This window comes from Enterococcus sp. 6D12_DIV0197, from assembly GCF_002174385.1.
In the GTDB taxonomy this organism is placed as follows: Bacteria; Bacillota; Bacilli; order Lactobacillales; family Enterococcaceae; genus Enterococcus_D; species Enterococcus_D casseliflavus.
This window is the reverse complement of record NZ_NIBN01000001.1, coordinates 1,428,066-1,440,956: the sequence shown is the minus strand read 5'-3', so window position 1 is coordinate 1,440,956 and position 12,891 is coordinate 1,428,066. Positions and strand designations below refer to the sequence as shown.

The 12,891-nt window shown below is 44.9% G+C and carries 14 protein-coding genes and 1 other annotated feature; of the genes, 3 read left to right on the top strand and 11 right to left on the bottom strand.

What is annotated here, in order from left to right:
* Positions 1-15: 15 nt before the first annotated feature.
* Positions 16-387 carry a MarR family transcriptional regulator gene (locus A5867_RS06760; protein ID WP_010747832.1) on the bottom strand — a complete coding sequence of 124 codons (372 nt, stop codon included), beginning with the start codon at positions 385-387 and terminating at the stop codon, positions 16-18.
* Positions 388-695: 308 nt separating this feature from the next.
* Here A5867_RS06760 and A5867_RS06755 point away from each other — a divergent pair, with 308 nt between their 5' ends.
* Complete coding sequence (locus tag A5867_RS06755; RefSeq protein WP_087627191.1) at positions 696-1,355, top strand: hypothetical protein; 660 nt, start codon at positions 696-698, stop codon at positions 1,353-1,355.
* 43 nt (positions 1,356-1,398) lie between these two features.
* Here the strand turns inward: A5867_RS06755 and A5867_RS06750 are convergent, their stop codons facing one another.
* The 10 genes from A5867_RS06750 to A5867_RS06705 all read right to left on the bottom strand — a co-directional run bounded on the left by A5867_RS06750 (position 1,399) and on the right by A5867_RS06705 (position 11,272).
* Positions 1,399-2,775, bottom strand: coding sequence for a TrkH family potassium uptake protein (locus tag A5867_RS06750; RefSeq protein ID WP_034869953.1), 1,377 nt, complete (start codon positions 2,773-2,775; stop codon positions 1,399-1,401).
* 78 nt (positions 2,776-2,853) lie between these two features.
* Positions 2,854-3,483: a V-type ATP synthase subunit D gene (locus A5867_RS06745; RefSeq protein ID WP_010747829.1), complete on the bottom strand. Its 630-nt coding sequence runs from the start codon at positions 3,481-3,483 to the stop codon at positions 2,854-2,856.
* Positions 3,464-4,861 carry a V-type ATP synthase subunit B gene (locus A5867_RS06740; RefSeq protein WP_087627190.1) on the bottom strand — a complete coding sequence of 466 codons (1,398 nt, stop codon included), beginning with the start codon at positions 4,859-4,861 and terminating at the stop codon, positions 3,464-3,466. Before A5867_RS06740 ends, A5867_RS06745 begins: the two co-directional genes overlap by 20 nt.
* On the bottom strand, positions 4,845-6,632 hold the full coding sequence (locus A5867_RS06735) for a V-type ATP synthase subunit A (RefSeq protein ID WP_087627189.1): 1,788 nt from the start codon (positions 6,630-6,632) through the stop codon (positions 4,845-4,847). The genes A5867_RS06740 and A5867_RS06735 overlap by 17 nt, the downstream gene beginning before the upstream one ends.
* A gap of 15 nt (positions 6,633-6,647) precedes the next feature.
* Positions 6,648-6,956, bottom strand: a complete 309-nt coding sequence (locus tag A5867_RS06730) for a V-type ATP synthase subunit F (RefSeq protein WP_005225570.1) — start codon at positions 6,954-6,956, stop codon at positions 6,648-6,650.
* Positions 6,946-7,932: a V-type ATPase subunit gene (locus A5867_RS06725; RefSeq protein ID WP_087627188.1), complete on the bottom strand. Its 987-nt coding sequence runs from the start codon at positions 7,930-7,932 to the stop codon at positions 6,946-6,948. The genes A5867_RS06730 and A5867_RS06725 overlap by 11 nt, the downstream gene beginning before the upstream one ends.
* 3 nt (positions 7,933-7,935) lie before the next feature.
* A complete protein-coding gene (locus A5867_RS06720) occupies positions 7,936-8,520 on the bottom strand; it encodes a hypothetical protein (RefSeq protein ID WP_087627187.1) in 585 nt (194 codons plus the stop codon).
* 13 nt (positions 8,521-8,533) lie between these two features.
* A complete protein-coding gene (locus A5867_RS06715) occupies positions 8,534-9,004 on the bottom strand; it encodes a V-type ATP synthase subunit K (protein WP_005225567.1) in 471 nt (156 codons plus the stop codon).
* Positions 9,001-10,962 carry a V-type ATP synthase subunit I gene (locus tag A5867_RS06710; RefSeq protein WP_087627186.1) on the bottom strand — a complete coding sequence of 654 codons (1,962 nt, stop codon included), beginning with the start codon at positions 10,960-10,962 and terminating at the stop codon, positions 9,001-9,003. The genes A5867_RS06715 and A5867_RS06710 overlap by 4 nt, the downstream gene beginning before the upstream one ends.
* Complete coding sequence (locus A5867_RS06705; RefSeq protein ID WP_015509344.1) at positions 10,940-11,272, bottom strand: hypothetical protein; 333 nt, start codon at positions 11,270-11,272, stop codon at positions 10,940-10,942. Before A5867_RS06705 ends, A5867_RS06710 begins: the two co-directional genes overlap by 23 nt.
* A 110-nt stretch (positions 11,273-11,382) precedes the next feature.
* Positions 11,383-11,436, bottom strand: a sequence feature (sodium ion sensor (DUF1646 type); this cis-regulatory element may regulate processes involved in with the transportation of sodium ions).
* Between the two features lie 673 nt (positions 11,437-12,109).
* Here A5867_RS06705 and A5867_RS06700 point away from each other — a divergent pair.
* Entirely contained in the window at positions 12,110-12,322 is a 213-nt protein-coding gene (locus tag A5867_RS06700) for a hypothetical protein (protein WP_086338467.1), read from the top strand.
* 24 nt (positions 12,323-12,346) lie between these two features.
* Entirely contained in the window at positions 12,347-12,874 is a 528-nt protein-coding gene (locus A5867_RS06695) for a GNAT family N-acetyltransferase (protein ID WP_087627185.1), read from the top strand.
* Positions 12,875-12,891: the final 17 nt, after the last annotated feature.

Below are 12,891 nucleotides of genomic sequence, written 5' to 3'. Positions count from 1 at the left end.
AAGTGAAAAACATCATTAGTCTAGCATTTCCTCCAAGACTTTTTCAAAAACGACTTTTGAACGCTGCAGTTTCTTTTCACCTGATTGGGTCAAATCAATATAGATCCCCCGCTTATCATCTTGACAAGAATGCCGTTCGATCACACCGCACAGCTTGTCTTCCATGCGCATGATCATACGTGACATCGCACTTTGACTCAGATCAAAATGGGCGATCAAATCATTGAGGCGCATGCTATGATTGGGGGTCTTTTCTAAGTAATAAAGCACGTAATACTCATTCAAAGACAGATTGCTTTCTGCTTTGAGGGCTTGCTCCAAACGAGCTTCGATCGCTTGATGCTGATTCGTAAAGGCTAACCATTGCCCCATCCGTTCTTTTTCCATCCTCTTCACCACCCATTCTTCTATACCAAGGTATTTTAATCTAGATCCCTGCGTTACGCAAGTCGCCAGAAAAGGCTAACACTTTATTATACAAAATTTGCCAGCTACTGCGGGCGTTCATGAATGTTTTATGATAGAATTGACGAAAAATTCAGCAAAATCTTCCTATTCTTTTTCAGTGTTCTGGACTACAATATCTTTAACACCAAAGAATATTTAAACACTATATCAACATAATTGTGCATTTTCACACAATAATTTGTTTTTTTTAGATGTTTTAGTATTCGTAGGAAAGGATGAAACAAACGATGAAACAAACAATTTCTTTGATTGGGTCACTGACGCTGGTCAGTTTGGGGCTTTTGACAGGCTGTAACAACGAAAAAGATACCGCGCAATCAACCAGCGAGCTAAGTCAGAGTCTTGTATCTACTGAAAGCAAGCAAAGCACGACGATGCAAACGACTGAAAGCAGCTCCTTAGCGTCAACCTCTACTTCAGAAACTTCAACCTCAAGCCAGCAATCGACGGACCACTCTGACGCAACGCAAACGACAGCAAGCTCAGTATCCACCAACGAGTTTCCATATGCCGTTGATCTTTCCCAATATGGCCCTTCACTAACGTTTTATTTCCATGGCGTCAATGTACCAGATGCTGTCACGATTCAAAATACGAGCCCATTGATCATTTCGATCGACGACAGCGCAAGCTATGAAGCACAAGTCGATACGATCGCAACAAAGGAGATTCGCATCTTTTCAGCAAATGACAATGGGATTCGCACCGTAAAAGTGAACACTCAGTTGACCTTTGCAAAAGGGATCACTTCCAATGAAAATCCTGATTTTAGCCACAACCTGTACCTATTTACAAATAAGGAGGGTGGTCTATCTTTGATCACACCGAACTATGCGGGAAATGTCAGCGATGACCAACCAGATGTGATGTTAGAAGTACTTCAATAAACGAAAAACAGGGAAACGAAGCGTACTTCGTTTCCCTGTTTCGTTACCCGATCATCACGGTTTCATCTGGATATTTGTAGCCAGCTTCTTGTTTGTTGGCTTTTTTCATCAATGAAAAAGCAACGGTCATGATGCCGACTCGACCAATGAACATCAAAAAAATGATCAAAAGTTTGCCAAAAACTGACAAGTAAGGCGTCAACCCCATGGTCAACCCCACCGTTCCAAAAGCGGAAAAAACTTCAAAGGCAATGGTTGGCAACCCAAAGTTTGGGGTTTGCGGCATACTCTCAGTGATCGACAATAAGAAAATGGCTACGAAGCATAACGTCAAGGTAAGGAAGAACAACGTAAAGGCACGCGATACAGCAGATTCTTTGATCGTGCGACCAAAAACTTCCGCTCGACTGCGCCCTTTCAATAAGCTGCGGATCTTGATGATCAAGACCGCAAATGTCGTTGTCTTCAATCCCCCAGCAGTTGATCCAGAGGTGCCGCCGATATACATTAAAATCATCGTCAGCATCAAGCCTGCTTGACTCATTTGTCCGTAATCAATACTGAAAAACCCAGCGGTTCTTGGGGTGACCGCTAAGAAGAGGTATTGGAAAAAACGTTCGATGACCGAATCACCCGTGATCAACTGTGAATTGGCTTCGGTCAAAAAGAACCCTGCCGTTCCAAAAACTACCAAAACGATCATAGCGATCCATGCCAAGCGGCTATGCAGGGACCGTTTTTTGGACGCCGTATGCAGGAGATCGAACCAAACGAGAAATCCCAGACCGCCTGCGATGATCAAGAAACTGATGACCCCCAGCACAAATGGGTCGTTTTGAAACCCTACCATGCTGTTGCCGAACAAATCAAACCCAGCATTACAAAAGGCCGAGATCGCATGAAAAACACTGTACCAAAGGCCTTGCTCCCAACCAAAACGGGGCACGAATGCAAAAGCCAGCAAGATGATCCCACTGACTTGGATCAAAAAGGCGATCCGAATCAGGTACCATGCCAAATGGATCTCTCCAGACATTCGGTCCAGATTCAATGATTCCCGCAAAATCATCCGAGTACTAAGATGGACTCTTTTTCTCGCCAAGATGTAAAAGAAGACGGGAATCGACATGAAGCCGATCCCACCGATCTCAATCAGCATCAGCAAGATCCCTTGGCCCCAAAGGTTGTAATGATCGGCTACGGTCAAGGTCGAAAGACCCGTCACGCAAACAGCCGATGTGGCAGTAAACAGCGCATCTAAAAAGTTGGTGCCTTCACCACTTTGGGTGACAGCCGGCAGCATTAGCAAGCCAGTTCCTGCCAATATCAGCAAAACGAAGACCAGAGTGACGATCTGCGGAATCAAAAAGCGTTGCGATGCCAGCTTTTTTTTCAAACGATTTCTTTTTTTCATTTTCATTTCCTTTGACCTTTTGCAAAAACCAATGTCTTAGTAATCCAAGTTTAATGCATTGGTTTTTTCTCTTATCATACCATTTTATTTTGATTTATTCTTCACTTTGATCATTCTTGTTACGTTTGCTCGTTCATTTTCTTCCAGCCGCATTTTGATTCCATAAATGGCTTCTTCCAGCTCGGGAATCGTCAAATATTCTAGGGCATTGACGCGTCGGCGCGTCCGTTCGATTTCCCCTGCCATCAATTGACAGGTCTTTTCGATTTCCGTTAGCTCCAGCAGCTTTGGCATGACGTCGGTAAAACGGGCGACCGCATTATCTAACGGAACATTGGAATTCAAAAAGCCGTACTCGATCGGCGCTTGCATCACCGTATCGTCATAATCAAAATGCATCACTGGCACTTCCACACTCATGATGTTTTTCGTGGATAATTCAAGGGAGACCTCAGTTGCTGGTAAAATAAACATTTCTTCAATGTATTTTTCATTGATCGTGGCATTGGCTAAGCGAAATGCCTTCATGGCACGCTGCAATTGTTCTTCGACTTCTTTACGCAAGCGGTCATTCTTTTTGATCAATTCAATAAATTGACGCATGAGTTCGTCTTGTTTGTCTTTTAATAATTTGTGTCCGCGTTTGGCTGTCGCCAATTGTTTGCTGAGGCGCGACAGCTCCATGCGGGTTGGATTAACGGTTTTTTGCGCCATTGTTCTCCTCTCCCGGTAAGTATTCCGCCAGTAGGGCATCGCTGATCCGCTTCAGCTCGACTTTTGGCAGCATCGCCAATAATTCCCAGCCTAATTCCAAGGTTTCGATAATCGAACGGTTGGTGCGATACCCTTGGTTCAAGTATTCATTTTCGAAGCGTTCCGCAAATTTGGCATAGGTTTTATCTACTTCCGACAATGCCGATTCTCCTAAAACGACTGCCAATTCCTTGGCTTGCTTTCCTTGAGCATAGGCAGAAAACAACTGGTTCATTGTTGCGGCATGGTCTTTACGGGTTTTTCCTTCACCGGTCCCTTTATCTTTTAACCGTGACAATGACGGCAAGACATCGATGGGCGGCTGGATGCCGTTTTTATACAAATCACGAGACAAGATGATTTGTCCTTCGGTGATATAGCCTGTCAAATCGGGAATCGGATGGGTTTTGTCATCTTCTGGCATGGTCAAAATCGGCAGCTGGGTCACTGAACCTTTCAAGCCGCGAATCCGTCCCGCACGTTCATATAACGTGGATAGATTGGTATAAAGATACCCAGGATAACCCCGACGTCCTGGCACTTCACGACGAGCAGAGGAGATCTCCCGCAAAGCTTCACAGTAGTTGGTCATATCCGTCATGATCACCAAGACATGCATGCCCTTTTCATAAGCCAAGTATTCGGCTGCCGTCAGTGCCATTCGGGGAGTAGCGATCCGCTCGATCGCTGGGTCATTGGCTAGATTCATAAAGACGACAGAATGGTCGATGGCGCCAGTTTGACGAAAATCTTCCATGAAATATTCAGCTTCTTCAAAGGTGATCCCGATGCCAGCAAACACAACAGCGAAATCATCTTCTGAATTCAACACTTGTGCTTGACGCGCAATTTGCGAAGCCAATTCTTTATGAGGCAGACCAGATCCAGAAAAAATCGGTAGCTTTTGTCCCCGAACGAGCGTATTCAAGTGGTCGATCGATGAGATCCCCGTTTGAATAAACTCATCAGGATAATCCCGCGCTGCTGGATTGATCACTTCGCCGTTGATGTCCATAAATTTTTCTGGGACGATCTCTACTCCGTTATCTTTAACCCGACCTAAACCGTCAAAGACTCGCCCGATCATTTGCTCGGAAACGCCTAATTCCAAAGGATGTCCTAAGAAACGCACCGCAGATTCCCGCAAATTGATCCCGCCGGTTCCTTCAAAAATTTGGACCAACGCTTTGTCTTCTTGGATCTCCAGTACTTGTCCTTGCCGCGTTTCGCCGTTTTGCATGCGGACTTCGATCAACTCTTCGTATTTGACACCGGAGACGCGATCGACGGCCATCAATGGTCCGACGACTTCTCCAATCGTTTTATATTCCTTGATCATCGGTGCGGTCTCCTTTCTGTAAAATTTCTTTCATCGTTGCTTTGATCTCTTGATGTAAAGCAGGAATTTTTGCTAATTCCGTTTCAGGCAAGTACTTCATACGTGCCACTTTGTCTCGCAATTCTTCGGTTCCTGCATAGATTTCTGAAAGATACGCACCTAGTGTCAACGCATCTTCCGCTTCTTTGTGGAGCAGCAAGATCGTTTCCAGCATTTTGAACTGCTTTTCACGAGAGGTAAACGTATCGACGTCGTCAAAAGCGTTTTGCTGCAAGAAATCTTCTCGCAATGATTTGGTGGTTTCCAGCAATAACTGATCTTTTTCGGACAAAGCGTCGATGCCGACAAGTCGAACGATCTCTGACAACTCAGATTCTTTTTGCAGCATCCGCATGGCTTCTGTTACTTGTTTGGACCAATCTACTTGCATTTGTTGGTCCAAAAAGGCACCCAATTCGTTTTCGTATAATGAATAGCTCTTCAACCAATCGATCGATGGAAAATGACGCTTTTGCGCTAAGGTGGCATCTAAGCCCCAAAAGACTTTTACGACCCGCAACGTATTTTGGGTAACTGGTTCTGAAATATCGCCGCCTGATGGTGAAACAGCGCTGATGGCAGTGATACTGCCTTCTTGATCAGAACCTAAGCAAATCGCTTTTCCAGAACGCTCATAATACTCCGCCAAGCGGCTGCCTAAGTAAGCTGGATACCCTTCATCCCCAGGCATTTCTTCCAGACGACCAGACATTTCCCGCAGTGCTTCTGCCCAACGTGAGGTGGAATCCGCCATGATCGCCACGGAATACCCCATGTCTCGGAAGTATTCCGCAATCGTGATCCCAGTATAAATCGACGCTTCCCGAGCGGCTACCGGCATATTGGAGGTGTTAGCGATCAACACGGTTCTCGCCATTAAAGATTCACCACTGCGAGGGTCGATCAACTCTGGGAACTCGTTCATTACATCGGTCATTTCATTGCCGCGTTCGCCGCAGCCGACATAGACGACTAGGTCGACATCCGCCCATTTGGCGATTTGGTGCTGAACGACAGTCTTCCCTGCACCAAAAGGTCCTGGAACGGCTGACGCCCCGCCTTTAGCGATTGGAAAGAAGGTGTCGATCACTCGCTGGCCAGTAATCATTGGTTCGACTGGATTCAGTTTTTGCTTTACAGGACGACTATGACGAACGGGCCATTTTTGCAGCATCGTGAAAGACCGTTCTCCTTTGGGTGTATCTAAAATATAAATCGTTTCATCGATCGTAAATTCCCCCGCATAAACAGCCTTGACTGTTCCTGAAACGCCATGAGGAACCATGATCTTGTGATTGATCAATGGTGTTTCTTGCACGGTGCCGATGACCATCCCGGTACTGACTGCCGCGCCGACTTCCACAGTCGGTACAAAAGGCCACTTTTTCTCATGATCCAACGCAGGCAATTGCACGCCACGCGTCAAGAAGTTACTTTGGGTGACAGACATGAAGGTTTCTAAGGGACGTTGGATGCCATCAAACATTTGTGACATGATCCCAGGCGCCAATTCGACGGATAGCGGTTCACCGGTGGTTTCGACTGGTTCACCAGGTCCGATCCCGGACGTTTCTTCATAGACTTGGATCGAAGCGACGTCGCCGCGCATTTCGATGATCTCACCGACCACGCCTAAATCTCCTACATAACAGATATCTTCTAAACTTGCATGGCCCATATTTTTGGCTAACACCAATGGACCGGATACTTTAATAATTGTTCCTTTTTCCACAACATCGGCTCCTCTCTATAGTATGTTTTGTCCAACTGCTTTTTCGACATTTTCTTGAATCATTCGTTTGCCGATTCCTCGGGAACCATCGTAATCAGGGATCAAGATGACTGCAGGTGTCATTTTTTGTTGGACTTTTGCTAATTCATCGGGAATCAGCTCTGCACATTTTTCAGTCAGGTAGATGATCGTACTGTTCTTCATTAATTTTGCCAGCGCCTGCTTCACTTCTTTTTCTTCCGAGGCATAGCAGACCTGAAAGCCAAATAGTTGAAAAGGAATGACGGATTCTTTCTCGCCGATCACGCCGATTTTATGAGTCATAGTGCCGCATCCTTTCTCTGAGTTGTTCTTCCGTAAAGCCGCTGCGTTTGCCTACCAGCAAGATACGCAGATTTTGCAGTTCCAAAACCTTAGCATTCAAAAATGCGAGTAAAGGCAGTGGTCCTAAAGCATCCGTTTGAGCTTGACCATAGCTTTCTGTGATCAAATTGTCTTGTAAAAGTGCCAAGCCAGCAAAGTCGATCACCTGTTCATGAATCAAAGGCCGCAACACTTCCTGATAATCACTTTCTAATAAGAAGGCTAAAAAGTCACTATAGGACGCATCCGCAAACGCTAAAAATTCTTCTTTCGGGATACTGCCGACACTCACTAAGACTGCCTCCATAAAACTACGCGATCGTTTTTGAAGTACGCAACGAGCGGCAATCGTTATATTGGTCAGATCGATCATCTTGATGACAGCTTCTTGTAGCTCAGGGATCTTGATTTCATCTGCCAGTCGCCGTTGTTCATGTAAATACCGGCGATCGTAAATGATATCGATGCCTTGCAGCACGGCGCCGCCTTCTAAGTACTCCCGCACTTCTTGGATCGTAGTCACGATTTTCTCAGGCAATACCTCTGAGGTTCCCGTTTTGATGGCGGTCCGACACTCATCGATCGTGTAAAAACCATCTTCGATCAGTAGATGATCATAATCTTTTCCAGTGACTGACTCTTTGGTCAAGACTTTTAGATTATGGAAAGTAAAAGGCATCATATACAGTCGGAGGATCTCTTGATCAGGAACCAGCTCGGCCAATTCTTTGATCGTCTTTAACAATTCTTCATCGAGATAGGTTTCGAATCGTTCATGAAAATCTGGCTTCAAATAGCGTTGATAATGGGTCTGCTGCAAGACAGCTTCGACTTCAGCAAACCCTTGTGCCGCAATCATTTGCTCGACTTCTTGCGGCTTTAGCAACGTCATCTCTTTCAGCCGAATGATTGGATTCAATTGATGATAGTTCCTCATGGATCAACCTCCTTGTTGTATGATCTGCAACCACCGTTCCCGGGTTTCTTTCTTGTATTCATCAAGCAAAACCTGATAGGTAAAATTGTATTGAATGCCGTTGTCATCCACCAAAAAGCCTGCTTCTGACAATGGTGCGCCTGCTTTGATTTGATACGGTAGTTTTGATTGACAAGACGTAAGCCAAGCGGCATCTAGATGGGCTGCTTGCTCAGGACCAGCGTGGAAGGTCACCGTCCCGCTGATCGGCAGCTGTTGCAGCACATTTTCAGCAAATGACTGCAGCTCTTCTGGCGTCCAGGCAACCATTTGTTGATACGCTTGCTCAAAAAGTTGTGTCAGGTATTCGTTTTGTTTCACCATTTGCTGCTGCTTAGCGGCACTTGCTTGGCGATTCAGCGCTTGCTGATAATTTTTTTCGGCTTGCTTTTTTGCTTGCTGGGCACGAAGCTGCAAGTCCGACTCTTTTTTCGCCCAGTCACGTGCCATCGTTTCACTGATCCTAGCACGTTCAGCGGCAGCCAAACGTTCCCGTTTTGTCTGCGCTTCTTGGTCTAGTTCAGCAATCATTTTGTCGATTGCATCCATACCTTCGCCCCCTTTAAATCGTTCCTAAAAGTAAGAAAGAAATAACAAAGCCTAAGATGGCATACATCTCAACCATTACTGAGAACATGACTCCTTTAAAGAAATGCTCTGGTTTCTTCGCTAAAATTTGAATCCCAGCTGCAGCGACCTTCCCTTGGGCCATTCCTGAGAATAAGCCAGTAAAGGCAACAGGCAGTGAGGCCATCAAGTACGCCATACCAGTCACTGTCGACATTTCACCACTTAAGCTACCATAGATCATAAACGCAATAACGAATCCGTAAAGTCCTTGCGTTCCGGGAAGCAATTGTAAAATCAAGGCTTGTCCAAACTTCTCCGGCTGATTCGTCGTTAAGGCTGCCGCTGCTTCACCAGTTTGGCCCACCCCTTTGGCTGAACCGATCCCAGAAAAGATCGTAGCGATCCCCATTCCGATAATTGCAAACACCATACCACCATTATTATTAATTAAGTAATCAATCATTTATTGTCTCCTCCATTTTCTTTATCAAAATCAACGTATTTCTCACTTGGCTTAAAGGTTTCAAATTGGCGCCCCCCACCAGTGAAAAATTTTCCGAAAAACTCTACATATTGTAAACGAGCGGCATGCACATACGCACTCAGTAACGATAAAAAGATGTTTAAAGCTTGTAGGACAACCAATAAGAGAATGCCCACAGAAAAACGAGCGGCTGGCGGCAAATAGCCCACCAATAAGTTGAAGGCTGCTGCGATACTCCCACCAGAGATCCCTAATGCCATCAAGCGACTATAGCTGACAAAGTCGCCGATGTAACTGGTCACACCGTACAAGTCATACAAGCCTAAAAAGAAGCCGCCCACTTTGGTTTTCCTTTTCAGAATCGGTACCACGATGATCAATAAGGCACTAAAGCCTGCTAAAATCAAGCCGACGGTTGTTAGTGCTGGGACATCGATCAAAAGATTGCCTGCGGCTGCCACTAAAAGACCACTCAAAAGTCCTAGCCACGCAAAGCCTTCGTTGACTGCACCTAAAAGATCCTTTTTGCGGATATTTTCTTTGGCTGCTAAATAAAGGCCTGTAAACAGTTGGATCCCACCAAAAATCATGGATAGACCAAAGATCGCCATAAAATCTTCGGAGGGCGATAAAAGTTGGAAGGGCAATGTAGCACCAAAGAAGGAGCCGTAGATTGCGCCCCAAATCATAGTTGGCACAGACAAAATCTGGAACAATTTCAGAAAACGTTTGGTCCCTTTGGGCAAACGCAAGGCGTGTAGCCCAATCGTGGTCGCGACAGCCATTAATGCACCATAACCTAAGTCAGCCACCATCATACCAAAGAAAACATAGTAAAAAGGCGTCATCCATGGGGTTGGATCGATCTCATCGTATTTTGGCAAGCTGTACATTTCCGTCAACATTTCAAAGGGTTGAATAAACGAGGCGTTTTTTAGTTTCGTTGGCACTTGATTGGCAGCGATCTCCTCTGCAGTGGGTTCTTCAAATGAATAGTAAATCTCGTTGGCAAAGGATTCTTGGACCATTTCCGCCACTAACGGCTGATCCTTTTCTGCGATCCAGCCGCGCAAGAGGGCAAAGGTCTGACCAGCTGCTAAGCGCTGTTGCATCATTGCCCGATTCTCACGAGTCAAAAACAGTTCTTCCGCTTGCTGCAGCAGGATCAGCCGTTGTTTGTGCTGACTGATTTCTGTAATCAGTTCTTTGCGCTGCTGCGTCAAGGAAGTCAAGGCTTGTTTCGTATTTTGCAAAACCACTTTTGGTGATTCGGATGTCAGGCCAGTTTCTTTCTTCACCCCATATCGGTGAAACAATTGGAACACTTGCTCTTCGATCACTGTTAAAAACAGGCAGCTGAAATTGACTTTTTTGGGTTCAGAATAGATCACTTCGATATGAACCTCTTCCAATTGACGCAAGGCTTCAGCTAGATCTTCCCAGCGTGGACCTTCGACACTCCCAGCAAAAAAACTTGTATGTGCAGGCGCTTCGATCTCCAAGGGTACGTCAAGATTTTGCCATTGTGTCGCCCATTCTTCCGACTGCGTCGCTGCTTCGATCGCTTCGATCGTCTCTACCCAGCGCTCCTGCAAATTCTCGACTTCAACCAGCTCCGTTAATGCTGCTGCTTCATCGAAGCTTGTTTCAAAGTCCGACAGCCGTAAGGCATCTCGTTGCCATTCCGTGCCTTTTTTCGCATCACCATTTTGACGAATAAAGCGGATCGCTTCTTGCAGTCGACGAATCATTGGTTGATGAGAAGCACCTTCTGGGGTGGCTCCTGCAAAAAATTCCCGCAGCCAAGTTTCGTTGGCTTCCTGCTCAAATACGTTCTCGATTTCAACAAACTGCATCGTTTGCAGCTTCGTCAATAACCTTTCTTGGTAGTGCTTCGGGGTGATCAACGTTAGTTTATTTAGTTTGGTTACTGCCATAAGTCCCGATCACTCCTTCAACGATCTGTTGAACCGCTTGTTCTTGGAAGCTTTGCATATTTTTTTGGTAACGATCTAACACTTGCTGGTTCTCTTTTGCCAGCTGCTGCTTTTGTGCTGCTAGTGACTGTTGCAACTGCTCTTCGATTGTTGCTTGTTCTTGAGCAAGCGCCTCTTCCAAAGCGGCTGATCGCTCTTGCAATGCTTGTTGCTGCTGCGCTTCTTCCGACTGCAATTCTTTTTTCAAAGCGCGCAATTGCTGTTCATTGGCTTCTTCTGCTTCTCGTAAACGAGTCAAAGCTTCTCTCATCGATTCCCCTCCTATAATGATTTGTATTCTCAACTGAAAAATAAACAAAAAAAGCATACCTCACGAAGAAGTATGCTGATATGAAAAAAGGCCAGCATTCCTCCAAGAATGTTTGCCTCACCCCTTGGCAAACCTGATCCTTGAAGCATAAAAAATGCTCAACCTTTGTCTATTTTATTTTTCAATTCCTGGACTATTATAGCAAAAAACGGCGTTATATTCAAGTGAAATCATCTTTTGTGAGAAAAAAGTGTTTTTCACCTATTACTGATCCACTTGCTACCTGCCCAACTTTCCACCTAACATTTGCCAGGGATCGGATTGTTCTTACTAAATTGAAATCGGTCAAAATCAATTTAAGACTTAGAATGGTATGAATGAAGAACGTTGAGATTTTTTGAAAATGCTAGACATCATTTGATTGGTACCCAAAAGGAGATAACAGTTCCAACAACCCATTCGATCCCTGACAAATCTTAAGTGAGAAGTTCGCTTATTTCGCTTCTCTTTTTATCGGTGGCAGCGGTTGGCCCTTTTCTTCACAAATGAAATAACCGCCTCGATAAAGGCATGTGTAAATTTTACCTGGTTCCATTGTTAAAGGAAGCCCATTTTTTAAATACATCGGTTTTCTTTCCATTGTGCTCACCTTGTCTTTCGTGGGAAAATCAGTCAAAATAAAAAACAACAGCTATTTCTAATCTTATCTTCAAGATTACCAAAAAATAAATCAATTTTCTAGTTTTTTAATCAAAATATCGCAACTCTATCGATTATTTTATATAAAGATGGAGATTTAACGAAGTGTGTGTAAAGAATGAACAGGAGGAAAAAAGGATGTCAGATGAACGTTGGTTTCAAATTAGAAGAAAGCGAAACATCGAATTGGTTCTTTGTCTGCTTGTCGTCCTGCCGATGGTCTATGGCTTATGGTTTCAGCTCGCTTTTTTGATCCACTACATGTCGTTTTTGTTTCTGGTAGCTGTCTTCACTGCAATCTACGAAGGAAGTCGTTGGATCTGGGCTTTCATTAGAAAAAAACGAGCGTGAAAAAGCTTGGCTCTGCTATAATAAATGAAACGAGCTGAGAGGAGTGCTTCTATGAAACGAATCATTATGGCTTGTGACTTACAACATGCCCCCAAAACTTCACAAGAATCCGCCCTTTCTTTTGAGCCTTTTCTCCCGAATTCTCGAAATGTCGCAGAGCTTTTTTATTCCGCCTATCATGAAACGACAGATGACGAAGGGGAATCGCTTGCTGACTGGCAAAGAGAGCTGAGAGAGACCGCTGACGGAAAATACGGTCCCTTGATTCCAGGGCTTTCTTTTCAGTTACAAAAGGATGATCATCCTATCGGTGCCGTAGTAACCAGCACGTTTCAAGAGCTTCCCCTGCTATTATTTGTCGTTATGGGCGCAGCCTTTAAAGGCAACGGCTTATCCAAGTTGCTGATGAAGGAAGTGATCCAACGAGCAAAAGGCATGGGACTCACTCACCTTTACCTGGTAGTAACGGTTGAAAACCAGCCAGCCTACAAGCTGTATGAAGCATGCGGTTTTTCTTTTACGGGTGAAAGCTGGGCAGATCTTTCCCCTTAGCTAAGCTTGCAAGTTAT

Bases quoted from the DNA above. Each gene is read 5' to 3' on its own strand.
- A5867_RS06760 (WP_010747832.1), bottom strand. From the start codon at position 387: ATGGAAAAAGAACGGATGGGGCAATGGTTAGCCTTTACGAATCAGCAT.
- A5867_RS06755 (WP_087627191.1), top strand. From the start codon at position 696: ATGAAACAAACAATTTCTTTGATTGGGTCACTGACGCTGGTCAGTTTG.
- A5867_RS06750 (WP_034869953.1), bottom strand. From the start codon at position 2,775: ATGAAAATGAAAAAAAGAAATCGTTTGAAAAAAAAGCTGGCATCGCAA.
- A5867_RS06745 (WP_010747829.1), bottom strand. From the start codon at position 3,483: ATGGCGCAAAAAACCGTTAATCCAACCCGCATGGAGCTGTCGCGCCTC.
- A5867_RS06740 (WP_087627190.1), bottom strand. From the start codon at position 4,861: ATGATCAAGGAATATAAAACGATTGGAGAAGTCGTCGGACCATTGATG.
- A5867_RS06730 (WP_005225570.1), bottom strand. From the start codon at position 6,956: ATGACTCATAAAATCGGCGTGATCGGCGAGAAAGAATCCGTCATTCCT.
- A5867_RS06725 (WP_087627188.1), bottom strand. From the start codon at position 7,932: ATGAGGAACTATCATCAATTGAATCCAATCATTCGGCTGAAAGAGATG.
- A5867_RS06720 (WP_087627187.1), bottom strand. From the start codon at position 8,520: ATGGATGCAATCGACAAAATGATTGCTGAACTAGACCAAGAAGCGCAG.
- A5867_RS06715 (WP_005225567.1), bottom strand. From the start codon at position 9,004: ATGATTGATTACTTAATTAATAATAATGGTGGTATGGTGTTTGCAATT.
- A5867_RS06710 (WP_087627186.1), bottom strand. From the start codon at position 10,962: ATGGCAGTAACCAAACTAAATAAACTAACGTTGATCACCCCGAAGCAC.
- A5867_RS06705 (WP_015509344.1), bottom strand. From the start codon at position 11,272: ATGAGAGAAGCTTTGACTCGTTTACGAGAAGCAGAAGAAGCCAATGAA.
- A5867_RS06700 (WP_086338467.1), top strand. From the start codon at position 12,110: ATGTCAGATGAACGTTGGTTTCAAATTAGAAGAAAGCGAAACATCGAA.
- A5867_RS06695 (WP_087627185.1), top strand. From the start codon at position 12,347: ATGAAACGAGCTGAGAGGAGTGCTTCTATGAAACGAATCATTATGGCT.